The following is a 13,186-nucleotide window of genomic DNA, read 5'->3' as shown; positions in this document are numbered from 1 at the left end:
ATGACTATGAAAAATTATATGCAAACTACAAGAAAAAGGCAGCTTTGATTGCTGGATAACTGATTGATAGAAACCTCAATTTAATTTGTACTCAAACTTGACATAGGACCACACTCATACAAGCGCGTTCAAGAGCAGGCTGTGGAATGGCACCATAGGCCCCGCACCGTTCCTCCGCTTTTCCTTTATTTGACAGGCACGACCAGTATTCACTCGGTTTGCCTTTGTACTTTCTTATGTTATGGATGTAGCTCTTTCCACAAATACCGCACTTGATGATTCCTGTAAAGCAGGATGTGTTTAGGAAATTTCTGGCATATCCGCCACGTTGCTTTCCCGCCTCCTTACGCCACGCCATCTCTTCCTGAACCTGATTGAATGTCGCTGCATCAATAATGGCCTCATGATGATTTTCCACTACATACTTATCCTTTTCTCCATGGTTTATGACCTGGTGTTTGGTAATTGGATCTATTACGAAGGTCTTTTGAATGACCAGGTTCCCTTTATATACAGGATTCTGCAACATCTGCTTTATAGTAGAATCCTGAAATAGGTTGCCGTACATCGTATGAGCTCCGATATTGGCAAGCTCTCGCTGTATATCTCTTCGCGTTTTCCCTGCTAAATACCCCTTAAAGACTCTCCGAACAATCGCTGCTTCCTCATTCTGGATAACTAGTTCTCCATCTTTCCATCGGTACCCATAAATGAAGAACTTTGCATGGGGAATTCCTTTTTCGTATTTTTTTTGAAACCTCCACTTGATATTGTCGCTGATAGAGCGGCTTTCTTCCTGAGCAAAGGAGGCAAGGATTGTCAGCATCAGCTCTCCATCACCACTTAGGCTACAAATGTTTTCTTTTTCAAACCAGACTTCGACACCAATCTCTTTTAGGTGCCGAACCGTCTTAAGCAGGTCAACCGTGTTACGTGCAAACCGCTGGATGGATTTCGTAAGAATAATATCAATTTTTCTAGCTTCTGCATCTGCAAGCATACGTTGAAACTCTTTTCTCTTAATAATCTTTGTTCCAGTAATACCATAATCAGCATATACCCCCGCATATTCCCACGCAGGATTTTTCTGTATCAATGAACTGTAATAGCTAATCTGAGCCGATAGGGAATGCTGCATTCTCTCTGACTCTACAGAGACTCGGGCATAGGCAGCAACCCGCTTCCGTTTGGAAATTTCGGTAACCTTCTGTTCTATTTTCCACATTTTCTTTTCCATAGTTGAGCCCTCCTTCCAACTATATATATCACTCTAACCAGTAGAATTATCAAGTGTATAGCCCTCCGAAAAACGGTTGATATTTATGAAGCATTTCCTTCTTGAAGGACTGGTACTCCTTCTTGGTAATAAGTTTATCATTCAACATTTTCCTTGCCAGATTTATCGTTACCTGAAAAGTTATTTCATTAAAAAATAACTTCTTATCCATGGCGGACACCTCCGAACCGGTAAGCAATATAGCAAGCATGAGAGCAGAACTTCCGATGACTATTGCCATAGACAGTGAATGCTTTTCCGCAGGCCGGGCAAGTAAAAGTATAGACTGCCTTCCGCTTCACCAGCGTCAGATGTGCGTTCCACCACTTGTTCCGACAGGCATCACAGCAGAACCGTTTCCGCTTCCGCCCCGGATTCTGATCAATAGGCTTCCCACACTGCTCGCATACTGCTCCATCTATCCTGGTTACCAGACTGTGCCGCCGGCAGAACGACTTCACCGTATTGATGGAAATCTGGAGCTGCATCGCTATCCTGCCATACCCTGCCCCAGCTCGGCGCAGAGCAATAATCTGTTGTTTCTGTTCGTCCGTCATGATGGATACCTCCTAAATTTTTGGTCTTCAGGAGTAACAGGACAGAACGGCTATTACTAAGTACTATAAAAACAAAAAAGCCGATACGGAACATCCTTCCCGATGTTCCGTATCGGCTTTTCTCATACAATCTTCTGCTTTGCATCAGCCACAATAGCTTTGACCGCTTGCTGCAGCAAAGTAATATACAGCCTGTTCCGAATCTTCACCCACCAACTGGTGGTGGTCTGGATTTCCACTTCCAGTGGGTCTGTGAGGTTCTTCATCTGCGCTTCCACCAGCTTCTGGATGTCCTCCAGGTCGATGGACTTGATGGCCGCTTCGGCTTCGCTCCTGGCAAAAGATACAACCGTATCGGCGACGGCTTTCTTGATTTCTTCACGGTTCATAGTCATTTACCTCCTAAGATCAGTTGTTCATAATCAGTGACACCCCGGGCTACTGCTCTGGCCAGGGCATCCTGAGCATAGGCCAGGATTTCTTCATTGCTGGGATTAGTGATGAAGGCCAACTCGACCAGGACAGCTGGCATGTCCGTGTTCGTGAGAACATACAGGCCGTTAACGCCGGGCGTTGCGATTTTCACGCCCCGGTCAGTGGTACCGAGAGCATCGACCAGCTGGCTCTGGATGCAGTTGGCCAGCATGCTGCCACAGTAACTGCCAGCACAGGCCCAGGTTTCTGTGCCGTTGGCTTCTTCGGCTTCAGCGGCATTGCAGTGGATGGACACGAAGATGTCGGCATCACTGCTATTGGCGGTTTCACAAATTTCATACAGGCTATCCGATTGAAGCAGTTCTGTTTCTACGCCTGCAGCATTTAGATAGCTTGCAGCGGATTTACCAACGGCCAATGCTACATCACTCTCGCGTAGGCCCGTTTCTTCATTGACGGCACCTGGGTCGGGATGCCCGTTCGGCGCATGGCCGGGGTTCAGGAATACTTTCATTGCTTTTCTTCTCCTTTCTGATGAACAGCGGTTTTCACGGTCCCGCCGATGTAACCGAGCAAGCCAGAAGCGATGGACATGGCCAGCTCGTTGAGGGCATAAAAAATCGCCAAGATCAGTGCCATGACCAGCCCGATGACGACTATGCAATCAGGGATATTCACTTTTTCAAACATACTTACGCTACCACCTTAATCTGTAGTGTCACTTCTGCATTCGATTCCGAACGCTCTTTTAAATAAGTGTATAAAGTATCAGAAATTTTCCCAGACATTGTTGCCCCTAAATCTGTGTCTATATTATATGTCAAGTCTATGATTTCCTTGACCCCCGTTCCCGTTGTGACTTCAGCCTTACAGGCAGCATAGCGCTGTTCTTCTTTTACCAGGAATATCATCCCTTTATTATCCGCATCCTCGGCAACAACAATCCCTTCTATCTTAGGACTGTCCGGACTCTGCGCTAAGGTCATCAGCAGACTTCCTAAAAGGAACGGTGAGCCTTGTCCTTGCAGTGTAAGGTTCACAGTCGTAAAGGGACTGGTGGGAATCAAAACTGCATCCGTGGCACTGACAATCATGCCATCACTAATCGGCATAGACGCAGAAGCATATTGATGATTCGAACTGACAGTGCCCTGTTCTTTACCATTAACTGTGATTTTCCCGACATAATAATCATTGTCTGCTTTTAGGGTAATATCGAGCATATTTTGATATTCCGTAGCATACACAGCATTTCTATCCGTATCATATTGCATCGATAACTCTGGATGATTGCAGGTAATCGTAACTTTTTGATGGTCTTTTTGCACCAGGGTTATTTTCTTCCGGGTATCCACACCAACAGATACGTTCGCTGTCCCTTCCACCAGTTCCCCATCGGCCGTATAGAACTTTTTTCCCCGAGCAACATCTCCAATTTCGGCTGTCGTATCGGACACTTCACAAAACCTTGCTTTGCCTCCCGCTGTAAGGGGTAATAATATGGATGGAACTTCCGTGTAATTAGCTCCCGCAATCTTAACATCCACCTTCATGGCTCAGTCCTCCTATTCAATGGTCAGCACTTTGGTCAGACTATCCTGGGATACTGCTACAGAGGTCAAGGAACCTGTCACTTTCGCTCCGTTAATATAGGCGGTTTTACCCGACACAATAGTACTCGCAGCTGCGGTAGCATCTGCCGTATCCACCACACTAGCCTTGCCAGCTACTCCCAAAATCGTCACACCTGCCTTGATGTTATCCGCGACCAGCTTGGCTTGTTCCTCGTTCGTGATGGTAACTGCGCCTTTGCCATTATGGTAGCCTGCCGGGATAGTATACGAACCGTCCACCTTGCCAATACTGCCACTGACAGCCCCATTATCTGGCATAGAGCCTGTCACTGAACCGGTTCCCAAGAATGCAGTTTTCCCATTCAGGATATCCACAGATACTGCAGTCGCCCCTGTTGTATCATAAAAAGTGGCGGCTCCCTCTCCTTCTGCTAGTGGAATCGAAACTTGAGGGACTTCTGCATACACTACGGAATTGATTTTTACATTTTTCGCCATGATGTTATTCTCCTTTACTCAACCTTTAACTCATATCCATTGAAGCTAATTCTGCCATAGTTCGACGGAATGGCAGCTACCGTAACCCGCTGCAAGGCATCGTAGCCCGCATCTGGTCGGATGATTTGTTTCTCTTTATTAGGAATGACCACTTTTTTTTGATAATTTCTGGAAGGTACCACCGGCACGGATAGAATCCCTTGCAGAGTATTTATTCCCTTTACAGTGCCTTTATACTTATCCATGGGTTGTTACCTCTCCCGTTATAATAAACGGACTGGTTGGAATGATTGTGTCTGTATACCCAGAGTCCAGCACCAATTCCACATCATACCAATAGGTTCCAAATGGAAGCTGTGCTGTATCTTCTGGTATCAGGATCAGAACACAGTCATTTTCTCGGCGCAGAATACCACTATCCAGATGCTTTTCTATCACTGTCTTTTCATCTGAAAGCTCCCGCTTAACGGTAAAAGTAAGCTGATCATCCGGACCTGGGATAAAGATGGCACCTGTCACCCGGTCCCGAATAATCAGCGTGATTTCAGCAGAATCCCCTCTTGTCAAAAAGAGCCGGTTTCGAATGACCGAAAAACCCATTCTATCACCTCCTACTCATTCTGCCGTTGCTCAATCACATCCAGGCGATGCTGCACGTGCCCCGTAGCTTCTTCCACCCGGGACAACCGCTCTGCCATCTGCTGTCGTTTGGATTCCGTATCGGATAGTTGCCTGCGCAGATGATCAATGCACTCCTGCAGGCTCCGTACTGATTGATTTAAGGGTTTGATGACGCTGAAATTGAAGATAACGCCGCAGAGCATCAGGACCGATACCAGAGATGCGGCCATCTGTAACCATTCAGCCATATTTCTCACCTCCTATCCCGTCCGCTGAAACATGTACACGACAATGGACGGCTGCATATTGTTGTGGGCTGTACCGCCCCCAGCATTTCCTGTATCAAAGGTATGCGCATGTTCTCCATTCCATGACGTATTCCCTGACCAGGTGCGGGAAGCACGAAATTCTACGACTACGCCATCTTCATCACCCTCATATCCAGATTTAGCATCATATCTGGCAATTCCGCCTGGATAAAAGGAGCCCCCCGGCGCAGGTAACCCCTGTTGGCCACGCACGGCGTCATCTCCCCCAAAGTTCCCCCATATTTCCATGTCCCCTCGGTTATGATTATGTCCACCACTTTTAGCCGTTGAACCACTATGCTTGTGAATTGGTATTTCCGCCAGGGTATTGGTGTGCTTCTCTTCGCCCAGCTTGTCCCCGGCCTTGTACATGGTCCCGCTGTCTGCTGCCCCGGCCCCGATCAGGCACCGCCCCATGGCAAAGGCCACCCAGGTCGTACCCGGCCAATACGTTGCGGGATTCTTCCCGTCCGTAGAAATGTAGATGGCATTGACAGGGAACGGACAAGCCTGGATCTTTGCCACAGCCTCTTCGTCCATATCCGCATAAGTGACCTTACCCCAGCTGCCGTTGCTATGCAGGACCGTATTCAGCTTCCCCGCAGCCGGTGACGGGACCATGCCGCTCTGGCCTGCTGTCTTCTCACCGCAGCCGCTGAAATCCGACAGGGTGATGTCCCTCGTGCCATCAAACAGCACCCGGTGAATCTTCCGTCCCGTCTGCAGTTTCGACGCACTGGCCGCATTGCCGCTGATGCCGCTGGCATGGGCCTTGGCATCGGTCAGATGGGCGTTAATGTCAGCTGCCGTCGCAGAAATCCGCTCATAGAGCCGGGCATCATTGCTGACCAGCTGGGACACGGTCCTGTTCTGCTGATTGAAGACCACCGGGTCTTCCGAAAGATACTGAGGGAACAGAACATCATAATCCAGCGTATTTTCTACGGCTTCTGTCGGCCGGACTTCCTGCCCGGCCCGGTCCGGAAAATCTGCCGACCACTTCTCCTTGATATACTCAGCCACTTGCCGTCACTCCTTTCCCGGATACGATGGTCGCTGTCGAGAACGTCGCCTCGCCATCCCAGTGGATCTTCCCGTTCCAGGAATAGCCCCAATAGATGGCATAGCCCAGATGGGCCGGCTTGTAGATGTCGAGCTGGGCAATCAGCTTCGAAAGCGTTACGGTATCCTTGTCATTCATAATGCAGTACACCTTGAAATAATATTCTTCATTCACTTCCTCGATGTGGCCGACACTGTACAGGTTCACGATGGAGTTCATGAAATCCACCGTGGATACATCCACATGCTGCAGCTTAAAGAGAATCCGCTGCCTGCGGAATTCGTCGGTATCCCCGTCGCCGGGCTTGATGCCAAGGAACGATTCATAAAGCGGCAGTGCCCAGGTGGCTGTGTTCACGAAGAAGTTGTCCGCCAAATCCTGCAAGGCCAGACGCAGACGGTTATGCTCCGTGCTGCAGGTATCCGCCGTCTTCTTGAACATCGGGTCTTTCCCCAGGAATTTCGGCAGGTAGTCCAGTACATCAATGGGCTGCTGTCTCATCCACTCATTCGCTGACAAGGTTCAGCACCACCTTCCCGACTACGGGGATCTGCTCATTGGTCAGGCGGATATTCTCCGTCTTGCCGCCGAGTTTCAGGTTCCGGTAGTCTGTAATCCCATCCACACTCAGGATGAGCCGGCCGATCTGGGCCAGGCTGACATAGGACAGGCTGAAGCCCGTATTCTTGAAATAGGCGGACACTGCAGCCGTCACCGCATCCGCATTGACGGTGCCGTACACTTCTGCCGCAATATCCACAGATACAGGTGCCGGAGATGCCACAGTCACGGCGGCCCCGATGGGCCGCTGGGATTCGATGTACCGGGCCACTTTCTGGATCAGCTCACTGGAAGCCGATTCATTCTCTGCCGTTACGATGATGACTTTCACCGTACCGTTCCCGTTCCAGAGTGGGATGACCTTGCAGTTGCCCACCCCGTCCACGGACATGGCCCAGGAGCGGTAGTGGTTGGCGTTGCCGGACGTGATGGGCTGGCGGACCCGGAACAGGAGCCGTGCCAGAAGGGCCGCATCCGTTTCCTCATCAGCCCCGTCCGTGCATTTCTCCGGGTTTATTACGCTGTACACGTTGGGGATGGAATAAGGGATTTCCGTAATCGTCCCCGGTGCCACATTCCCTTTCACCCCTGTATCTGCGGCCTGGACAGCAATGCTTGCTTCGGTTCCGTCAGATGGAATCGTAGCGGATTCTGTCGTATAGAAGCGCAGCCCGTCTTTCGTCTGGAACAGGCTGCCACGTATGATGTAAGCCCCGGACTGCCCGGTAACCGTCACTTGGCCATTGGCTTTCACCGCCTGTTTCCGCTGGATGCCGAATTCCTCGGCCCGGAGCGTCAGATAGTCACCCCAGGAAGTTTCAGCAAACGCCGCGTCCCGCAGCATGGCCATCTCGGCATAGCTGTTCTCGAATTCCACGGCATTGGTATCAATCATGTCCCGGGCAAACGAACCCTCGATGGCCGTCTTGTCCGTATCGGTCAGCGTGTGCAGGGTCTGCACCATGCGGCTCTCAATCTGGTCTTTTGTCTGGGCATCGAACAAATCGCTCATGCAAGACTCCTTTCTGCGGCAACCGTAATGCTTTCATCGCTGTAAATGGATGTCACATCCACTAGAATGAACAAATCATCTTTCTCCCGCTTTTCCACATCCACCCGGTTGATCCGGGCAATATAGGGATTGACGACCAGCCCCTCCCGGATGTTCTGGCAGATCTGGTCTGCCGTATAGACGTTGTTGGGCATCGTTCCCTGATAGGGTTCAATGGTAATGCCGTATTCATCATGGTAGGCCAGATACCGGTATCGTTCCGTCATTAGGGCTTTATAGATCCACACCTTGAGAGCTTCATCTTCTGTCACGGTGATGTTGTTCCCGTTCTCGTCATAGCGGAACCGATGTTTCTCAAAGTCATAGCCGTATTCCGAAAGGAGCGGCAATATTTCTCTGGCGCGGGCATCCGCTCCGGATGCCAAGGCCACAAAAGGATCAGCCATATCCGTCCAACCTCACAATCTCATCTAAAATCACATACTGCTGGATTTTTCCGTTCACCAGCATAGGCATGATGGCAACTTTCATACCCGGCTTCAGGGTATCCGTGGTAATCACCGAATCGGTGTAGTCGTTATGGATGTCGTGGTTATGCGACTGATACGCCGCATCTCCGCTGCCGCCTGCCCGGTTCTGGGTAGCCGATACCAGATGGCCGCGGGCCGTCCTGCCGTAGCCTGCCAGAAGGTAATGGGAAATCCACAGTTCCTCTTTGGTCAGGACGATGCCGTTGTATTTCACCTGGATGTCCGGCGGGGATTGGAGTATCTCGCCAATCTGGATGGACGGACTGTTGCTGCTCCTCGATACCTGCTCCATGAGGTTCAGCAGGCTGATATATGGATTTTTCTGCATCTCCCGTCACCCCCTCGATGTCTTGATGATGGTCGCCGGATAGTAGTCGCTCCCCATGTCGATGCTGCCTTCGTAATGATGGAAGCACCCGTACACGCTGGAACTGTTGCCCCAGCAGCCGCCATTGCCGTCATAGACCACGACATGCCAGTTCGGGTCCGGCTTGCTGTAGCGGTTGTACATGATGATGTCGCCTTTCTCCAGCTGTGCCGGATTGTAGGGAATCGCCAGTCCCTGGGCTTCGGCATCGGCCCGGAGCTGGTCGCATCCTTTGACGTTGTTGTTGTATTCCTGCGCGGCAAAGGGTGAATACCCGGCAGCGGTAACCGTTGCTCGGTCCACACAGCCATTGGAACCATAAGGCGAAACGGTGCCATCGAAATTCTCCATGCACGAATCCACCACATCGCCTCCGGCGGCATTCCCGTTCATGGACGCCCCGCCCCTGCTGCCCGAAGCGGCCGTTGCAGGCGGCACGTAATCCGGATTGGCGTTGTAGGACGCGCTATCGAGTTCCTGTTTCTGCTCATCCAGCAGTTTATGGAAGACCAGATGCAGCTCCATGGTATGCCTGTTGCCCTCAATCCGATGGCTGTCCGATTTGATGAAGAACCGCCCTTTGAGCTGTTCTTCCTGGATGTCCACGGAAAAGCCAGCAATGCACTGGATATGGCCGATCGCCTTGACGGACATGTCATGGGCAACGGTCTTCAACATGACCCGGGCCTGTGAGGCATCGTCCTGCTTGGGGTCGGCCTTGCAGATGGCCTGGATGGTGCCGAATCGTTCGATGTCGGTGCCATTCGGCATCTCTCCTTTCATCTGGCCCGCACTGTCTACGACCACCACTTTCGACACCATGTCTTCGATGGACTCGGACACAGATGCCCCGGTGAGATTCGTTTCATCGCTGATGAGGAAGTTTTCAACCACCTGGTCATTGGTACAGACCACATTCAACTTCCCGTCCGTCATGTAGATATGATAGCCCTTGCCATCCTGTGCCGACTGGTAAGACAGCGCCTGCTTGATGGCATCGGTCGCTGAGATGTCATCGGCGATGAAACTGCATACCACGGAAAGGTCCGGCATCGTCCCGGCTTCAATCGAAAAGTCATGGATGGTCTGCCGGATGGCATCAGCCACGGTCACATTGGCGTATTTCCGGGTAATGCGGGATTTTGCCAGATAGATGATGTTGTCGAAGGCCACAAAGCGCATGGCATAGGACTCGCTGTCCCGGCTCCGGGAAAAGATGCGTCCCTGGAAAACGGGGTACGTCTCCTGCGTGACCTCATCGGTATAGGAAAGACACACTTCATCCCCCAGCTCCAGGACGGCATTCGTCCAGTCCTTGTCTTTCGTGGTATAGGCGATATCAAATTCCAGCTTTCTCCCGGCCTGCTCCACATCGCCCGACCAGGTATAGGAAAGGGCATAGGCAGACAAGTCCGTGTTCTGCGGTTTATCTGCCTGCTGGTTTTCCGTATCGGCCTTATTTATCTTTTCCAACTGGAACATTTTCATCATTCCTTTTCAGGTTCATGGTCGTCAGCCGGATGATGTCCCCCGCCGATAGGCCGCCGCTGCGGATGATGCTGCGGTAGACCTGGAACTTGGAGAACTGCTCCTTATTGATCGTGACCGATTTCCCGACGGCCCGGCCCACGACATTGCCGATGCCGTCGCCCGGATAATAGGTGATATTCTTCTTCATCTTCTGCCAGAACGACTCAGGGCGTTTCTTCAGCCCCGTTGCCGGGTCCGTTTTCCCAGTTTCCGCCGCTGTGACATAGCGGTATTCCGTCAGCACCAGTTCATAATACACATCGCCGCTGCCGTCCTTTTCCCCGAACTTGAAGGAGCTGATCAGACAGGGCATGGAGATGGGCGTGTCCGATACCGTGAGCTGGCAGACCTCGCCACCTGTACGCATGGCTTCCAGTTCGGCGATATAGGTATAAGGCGACATCATCATCATGGCAAAGGGATAATCCTGGGCGGGGAAAAATCCCGCCAGCGTCAGGGACTTCAGCCCGGTCCTGCCTTTCATGAGATACTCCCCGTAGTTGTTGATATTCACCGTGCCATGATTCGTATTGACGGAAACCATCAGTTCCGAAGGCAGCACGGGAAAGGTCACGACAGAGCTGCCCGCAGCCAGGGAAATCGTCAGATCCTGTGACGCCTGCCCGATGGCATTCAGGATGGATTCTAATAATGAGGCCATCAGATGGTAGCTCCTTTCATGCGGTTCATGCCGTACAGCCGGATCTTTTCCACCAGCTTGTCGGCTACGGCATCGATGTCCTGCTCGCTGCGGACGTTCATCGTGTCGATGCGGATAGTGATGGCGTGGCTGCCTGCGTTCATAGCCTGCCGGATGCTTTCATCATGCGGGATCACGGTACTGCCGTTTGGCAGGTGGACCAGCTCGCCCCGGTGGTTTTCGTTGATGACCGCAAAACCACCGCCAAAGTTCTCGACGCCTCCGGCAAAATGACTGATGGGTTCAATATTGAATCCCACATGAGTCGGCGCCCCGCCTGTCAGAGACGGGATGTCAATGGACAGACCGTTGACGCTGGCAATGAGTCCGTTCACCTGGTCGATGACCCAGTTCACACCGCTCCGGAAAGTATCCTTGATGCTCTCCCAGATGCTGGAAGCCGTCTCGCTGATGCCGTTCATGGCTCCGTCCCAGGCCGAAGCAATCCATTGCATCCCGGCATCCACAGCATCCGACACCGCCTGGATGGCCTGTTCGATATACTGCGAAACCGTATCCCAGTTGCTCCAGAGGAGATACAGCCCTGCGATGACGGCAGCGATGACAATCAGGATGGGATTGGCCATCGCTGCTGCGCCGACTGCCCGGATGACCGTAATCATCAGCCTGCCCACTGTCAGTAACGTACTGCCCATGCCTTTGGCAACGATGGCGATGCCTCTTGCCACCGTGATGAGGCCCTTGAACTGGGCAGCCAGATACTTCGATACGCTCCCGGCCTTGCTGATGCCCGCGGCGATGGAGCTGAACGTCCCAAAGGCCCGTCCGCCTATCGTCAGCACCCGTCCCAGGGTGGAACCGAAGAGCTGGAAGGTCACGATGCCGAAAGCCACCTGGCCGATCAGCGTCTTCTGCTCCGGCGTCAGCGACCGGAACCAGGCCGCCAGTTCCTTCACCCGCAGGGACATGGTCTTGAAATAAGGGGTAAAGGAAACAGCCAGGTCCATCCCGGCATTCTTCAGCTGGTTCATAGCAATCTGCATCTGCTCCGACGGGGTCAGCATCTTCTCATAGGCTTCCCGGGTCATGCCGGCAGACTGGGCCATCTGGTCCATGACCTTATCGAAATCCCCGGCTCCCTTGCCCGTCAGGACCAGGATGCTGTTCAGGCCCTCGACAGAACCAAAGAGCTGGGCCATCTGTTCGGCATCACCGCCCGTGGCCCGCTTCACTTCGCCCAGGAACTTCACCCATCCTACGCTCTGCAAATGAGCCGCGTTGAACTCAAGACCAAGGGACTGAGCCAGTTTCGCCGCTTCAGAAGACGGCTTCAGAATGTTGCTGTAGGCCGCCTTGAGTCCTGTAATGGCCTCGCTGGTCCGGATACCGTTCTTGGTCAGGACGGCGATGGAACCGAACAGTTCCTGGGTGCTGACATTGAGCTGTGCCGCAATGGGGATGACGTTGCCCATGGACTGGGCCATCTCGCCAAAGGATGTCTTGCCGAAGTTCTGTGCCAGGAGCATCTGGTCCGTCACCGCCGTGGCCTCTTCTGCCGATTTACCATAGGCATTGAGGACGGTCGTGACGCCGTTTACGGCAGTTGTCGTATCTGTGAACCCGGCCTTGGCGGCGATGGTCATATCCTTGACAAAGCCTACAGCATGGCCGGCATCAACACCCGCCGAGATGGCCTGGTAGACCGATTCGGAAAGGTCGGCAACGCCTGCCCCGGTCTCATCGCTGACAGCACGGATTTCATCACTGACCTTCTGCATGGAAACGACCGTCGTATCCACCAGAGTCGAAATTTTGGCGATGCCATTGGCAAAGTCGCTGTGCAGCTTGAAGCCTGCCGTCGCAGCCGCCAGGATAGGTGCCGACAGCAGGGCCATCTTGTCTGACATACCGGAAATCTTGCTTCCCGTCTGCTCGATGCTCTTTGCCGTCCGTTTCTGGATGCGCTCATGCTCCGTCAGCTTGTCCGACAGGCCGCTGATCGATTGTTTTGCCGCCGCCATCTGGGCCTTCATGGTTCCCAGGCTGGCATTGACGCTCCGCACCGTCGGCGTGAACAAATCCCGCAAACGGATAGCAGCATCGATGACGTTATTGGCCAATAGATATCACCTCTTAATGTTGTTACAGCTATAAAAATATAGTAAGATAAAAGAAATCTATCTTTACGGAGGA

At 52.2% G+C, this 13,186-nt stretch carries 19 protein-coding genes; all 19 read right to left on the bottom strand.

The window, feature by feature from the left end; translation table 11 throughout:
• Positions 1-91: 91 nt before the first annotated feature.
• Positions 92-1,237 (bottom strand): recombinase family protein, encoded by a 1,146-nt coding sequence (locus ACFCTO_RS01485; RefSeq protein ID WP_499876240.1) that lies wholly within the window; start codon positions 1,235-1,237, stop codon positions 92-94.
• A 49-nt stretch (positions 1,238-1,286) separates the two neighbouring features.
• Positions 1,287-1,448 (bottom strand): SHOCT domain-containing protein, encoded by a 162-nt coding sequence (locus tag ACFCTO_RS01480; RefSeq protein WP_299000320.1) that lies wholly within the window; start codon positions 1,446-1,448, stop codon positions 1,287-1,289.
• Positions 1,441-1,833: a hypothetical protein gene (locus tag ACFCTO_RS01475; protein ID WP_026385703.1), complete on the bottom strand. Its 393-nt coding sequence runs from the start codon at positions 1,831-1,833 to the stop codon at positions 1,441-1,443. The genes ACFCTO_RS01480 and ACFCTO_RS01475 overlap by 8 nt, the downstream gene beginning before the upstream one ends.
• Before the next feature lie 122 nt (positions 1,834-1,955).
• Complete coding sequence (locus tag ACFCTO_RS01470; protein ID WP_499876239.1) at positions 1,956-2,228, bottom strand: hypothetical protein; 273 nt, start codon at positions 2,226-2,228, stop codon at positions 1,956-1,958.
• Positions 2,225-2,782, bottom strand: a complete 558-nt coding sequence (locus ACFCTO_RS01465) for an N-acetylmuramoyl-L-alanine amidase family protein (protein ID WP_370838508.1) — start codon at positions 2,780-2,782, stop codon at positions 2,225-2,227. Before ACFCTO_RS01465 ends, ACFCTO_RS01470 begins: the two co-directional genes overlap by 4 nt.
• Entirely contained in the window at positions 2,779-2,958 is a 180-nt protein-coding gene (locus ACFCTO_RS01460) for a hypothetical protein (protein ID WP_026385700.1), read from the bottom strand. The genes ACFCTO_RS01465 and ACFCTO_RS01460 overlap by 4 nt, the downstream gene beginning before the upstream one ends.
• Positions 2,959-2,960: 2 nt before the next feature.
• Entirely contained in the window at positions 2,961-3,821 is an 861-nt protein-coding gene (locus ACFCTO_RS01455) for a hypothetical protein (RefSeq protein WP_499876238.1), read from the bottom strand.
• A 12-nt stretch (positions 3,822-3,833) separates the two neighbouring features.
• Positions 3,834-4,340, bottom strand: a complete 507-nt coding sequence (locus ACFCTO_RS01450) for a hypothetical protein (RefSeq protein ID WP_370838510.1) — start codon at positions 4,338-4,340, stop codon at positions 3,834-3,836.
• A gap of 14 nt (positions 4,341-4,354) precedes the next feature.
• On the bottom strand, positions 4,355-4,585 hold the full coding sequence (locus ACFCTO_RS01445) for a hypothetical protein (protein ID WP_026385590.1): 231 nt from the start codon (positions 4,583-4,585) through the stop codon (positions 4,355-4,357).
• On the bottom strand, positions 4,578-4,940 hold the full coding sequence (locus ACFCTO_RS01440) for a hypothetical protein (protein WP_499876237.1): 363 nt from the start codon (positions 4,938-4,940) through the stop codon (positions 4,578-4,580). Before ACFCTO_RS01440 ends, ACFCTO_RS01445 begins: the two co-directional genes overlap by 8 nt.
• An 11-nt stretch (positions 4,941-4,951) precedes the next feature.
• On the bottom strand, positions 4,952-5,209 hold the full coding sequence (locus ACFCTO_RS01435) for a hypothetical protein (RefSeq protein WP_233539609.1): 258 nt from the start codon (positions 5,207-5,209) through the stop codon (positions 4,952-4,954).
• Positions 5,210-5,221: 12 nt separating this feature from the next.
• Positions 5,222-6,292, bottom strand: coding sequence for a phage baseplate protein (locus ACFCTO_RS01430; protein ID WP_499876236.1), 1,071 nt, complete (start codon positions 6,290-6,292; stop codon positions 5,222-5,224).
• Entirely contained in the window at positions 6,285-6,851 is a 567-nt protein-coding gene (locus tag ACFCTO_RS01425) for a putative phage tail protein (RefSeq protein ID WP_499876235.1), read from the bottom strand. The genes ACFCTO_RS01430 and ACFCTO_RS01425 overlap by 8 nt, the downstream gene beginning before the upstream one ends.
• Positions 6,838-7,905 carry a baseplate J/gp47 family protein gene (locus ACFCTO_RS01420; RefSeq protein ID WP_499876234.1) on the bottom strand — a complete coding sequence of 356 codons (1,068 nt, stop codon included), beginning with the start codon at positions 7,903-7,905 and terminating at the stop codon, positions 6,838-6,840. The genes ACFCTO_RS01425 and ACFCTO_RS01420 overlap by 14 nt, the downstream gene beginning before the upstream one ends.
• The gene (locus ACFCTO_RS01415) at positions 7,902-8,351 is read right to left on the bottom strand and encodes a DUF2634 domain-containing protein (protein ID WP_499876233.1); all 450 of its coding nucleotides are present in this window, start codon (positions 8,349-8,351) and stop codon (positions 7,902-7,904) included. The genes ACFCTO_RS01420 and ACFCTO_RS01415 overlap by 4 nt, the downstream gene beginning before the upstream one ends.
• Positions 8,344-8,763, bottom strand: a complete 420-nt coding sequence (locus ACFCTO_RS01410; protein ID WP_065360657.1) for a DUF2577 domain-containing protein — start codon at positions 8,761-8,763, stop codon at positions 8,344-8,346. Before ACFCTO_RS01410 ends, ACFCTO_RS01415 begins: the two co-directional genes overlap by 8 nt.
• A gap of 6 nt (positions 8,764-8,769) precedes the next feature.
• Positions 8,770-10,284: an XkdQ/YqbQ family protein gene (locus ACFCTO_RS01405; RefSeq protein WP_499876232.1), complete on the bottom strand. Its 1,515-nt coding sequence runs from the start codon at positions 10,282-10,284 to the stop codon at positions 8,770-8,772.
• On the bottom strand, positions 10,259-10,993 hold the full coding sequence (locus ACFCTO_RS01400) for a hypothetical protein (protein ID WP_370783991.1): 735 nt from the start codon (positions 10,991-10,993) through the stop codon (positions 10,259-10,261). Before ACFCTO_RS01400 ends, ACFCTO_RS01405 begins: the two co-directional genes overlap by 26 nt.
• On the bottom strand, positions 10,993-13,113 hold the full coding sequence (locus ACFCTO_RS01395) for a phage tail tape measure protein (protein ID WP_499876231.1): 2,121 nt from the start codon (positions 13,111-13,113) through the stop codon (positions 10,993-10,995). The genes ACFCTO_RS01400 and ACFCTO_RS01395 overlap by 1 nt, the downstream gene beginning before the upstream one ends.
• Positions 13,114-13,186 lie beyond the last annotated feature (73 nt).

It is taken from the genome of Megasphaera indica (assembly GCF_046614755.1).
GTDB classification, from domain to species: Bacteria; Bacillota; Negativicutes; order Veillonellales; family Megasphaeraceae; genus Megasphaera; species Megasphaera intestinihominis.
This window is presented reverse-complemented; position numbering and strand designations above follow the sequence as displayed.

Excerpts from the sequence above, each read along its gene's own strand:
- ACFCTO_RS01485 (WP_499876240.1), bottom strand. The coding sequence starts at position 1,237 with ATGGAAAAGAAAATGTGGAAAATAGAACAGAAGGTTACCGAAATTTCC.
- ACFCTO_RS01480 (WP_299000320.1), bottom strand. The coding sequence starts at position 1,448 with ATGGATAAGAAGTTATTTTTTAATGAAATAACTTTTCAGGTAACGATA.
- ACFCTO_RS01475 (WP_026385703.1), bottom strand. The coding sequence starts at position 1,833 with ATGACGGACGAACAGAAACAACAGATTATTGCTCTGCGCCGAGCTGGG.
- ACFCTO_RS01470 (WP_499876239.1), bottom strand. The coding sequence starts at position 2,228 with ATGACTATGAACCGTGAAGAAATCAAGAAAGCCGTCGCCGATACGGTT.
- ACFCTO_RS01465 (WP_370838508.1), bottom strand. The coding sequence starts at position 2,782 with ATGAAAGTATTCCTGAACCCCGGCCATGCGCCGAACGGGCATCCCGAC.
- ACFCTO_RS01460 (WP_026385700.1), bottom strand. The coding sequence starts at position 2,958 with ATGTTTGAAAAAGTGAATATCCCTGATTGCATAGTCGTCATCGGGCTG.
- ACFCTO_RS01455 (WP_499876238.1), bottom strand. The coding sequence starts at position 3,821 with ATGAAGGTGGATGTTAAGATTGCGGGAGCTAATTACACGGAAGTTCCA.
- ACFCTO_RS01450 (WP_370838510.1), bottom strand. The coding sequence starts at position 4,340 with ATGGCGAAAAATGTAAAAATCAATTCCGTAGTGTATGCAGAAGTCCCT.
- ACFCTO_RS01445 (WP_026385590.1), bottom strand. The coding sequence starts at position 4,585 with ATGGATAAGTATAAAGGCACTGTAAAGGGAATAAATACTCTGCAAGGG.
- ACFCTO_RS01440 (WP_499876237.1), bottom strand. The coding sequence starts at position 4,940 with ATGGGTTTTTCGGTCATTCGAAACCGGCTCTTTTTGACAAGAGGGGAT.
- ACFCTO_RS01435 (WP_233539609.1), bottom strand. The coding sequence starts at position 5,209 with ATGGCTGAATGGTTACAGATGGCCGCATCTCTGGTATCGGTCCTGATG.
- ACFCTO_RS01420 (WP_499876234.1), bottom strand. The coding sequence starts at position 7,905 with ATGAGCGATTTGTTCGATGCCCAGACAAAAGACCAGATTGAGAGCCGC.
- ACFCTO_RS01415 (WP_499876233.1), bottom strand. The coding sequence starts at position 8,351 with ATGGCTGATCCTTTTGTGGCCTTGGCATCCGGAGCGGATGCCCGCGCC.
- ACFCTO_RS01410 (WP_065360657.1), bottom strand. The coding sequence starts at position 8,763 with ATGCAGAAAAATCCATATATCAGCCTGCTGAACCTCATGGAGCAGGTA.
- ACFCTO_RS01405 (WP_499876232.1), bottom strand. The coding sequence starts at position 10,284 with ATGTTCCAGTTGGAAAAGATAAATAAGGCCGATACGGAAAACCAGCAG.
- ACFCTO_RS01400 (WP_370783991.1), bottom strand. The coding sequence starts at position 10,993 with ATGGCCTCATTATTAGAATCCATCCTGAATGCCATCGGGCAGGCGTCA.